Here is a 1,060-nt window from a genome sequence, read left to right on the forward strand (position 1 = left end):
TGATCCAACTAGAACCCAATGGATAGACAATAAAATAAGACCTGATCAAAACAATAAGTATTTTGTCAGATCGTTTAGTCTTAATGAATTCACTAGTATAGTATTAAAAACAGTACAAATTTCTACTCCTTCTAATATAGTGTATTCAAAGGTGGAATTAAATGCAGCACAATTTAGAAATATGGTCATCGGATGTTCACTTCCATTTACTTGGACGGATGATCAATTGCCTGCTGGAGAGAGGGTTTATTATACCATATATCTTGGAAACCCAGCTACAGGTGGTACAATAATTGGTGATTTTGAAGGGAATGATGCTTCTGTAAACCTCTCTCCTGAGTTATATGACTTACTAAATGAAAACACTAATCAGTCTTATTATATAGTGAAAACAGTCCTTTATAATAACCAGGCTATTCAATCTGCAGCAGTTTCACTTCCTAACAATTTCACAGTAACAGAAACAGCATTTTTGTTTTCTGAAGTAGACTTTAGGGGAGATTGTGTTACAGTCACTAAAACTTCGTTTGCAGAAAGACCGCCGAATTTAAATCATTCAAATTATGACTTTGATAACAAGTTGTCCTCCATGTTAGTACGAGGAGACTTAGTGGTTCATTTATACGATGAATTACAAACTAGTGGGTTTAATCAAAGCTTCTTTACAGATGAAGAAGGATTTGCTTATGTTCGTGACTTTGGAGATGAGATTATAGGAGCGAATACTGTTTCTTCCCTTATCATTAGAGATAAGGTTGAAGCTGTTTATTTCTTTTCAGGACCAGATTTTACTGGAACTATGAATGCTCAACGTAATTCTACAGAATGGTGGAATTTTGAACTTCCTCATGGTTCTATGAAAGATAACGATATATCCTCAGTGAAAGTGGTTGGTCCATATGCAGTTGTTTTATTTGATGATAACTATACAGGAACACATGCATTAATTAAAGAGGATTATGGCAATGGGAATTTAGGCAATATGGATAATAAAACTTCATCATTTATTGTATACGCAGGTGAAGGAGTCTGGATGTTTGACTATACAGATTATAGAGGA

At 34.3% G+C, this 1,060-nt stretch carries 1 protein-coding gene; it reads left to right on the plus strand.

Going from position 1 to position 1,060, the window contains the following annotated elements; all coding sequences use genetic code 11:
• Positions 1–1,060 (plus strand): peptidase inhibitor family I36 protein (locus tag ERL59_RS00695; RefSeq protein WP_160643486.1); only part of this gene is annotated, 1,060 nt, incomplete at both ends.

Origin of the sequence: Chengkuizengella marina (assembly GCF_009910845.1) — a bacterium.
Classification (GTDB): Bacteria; Bacillota; Bacilli; order Paenibacillales; family KCTC-33759; genus Chengkuizengella; species Chengkuizengella marina.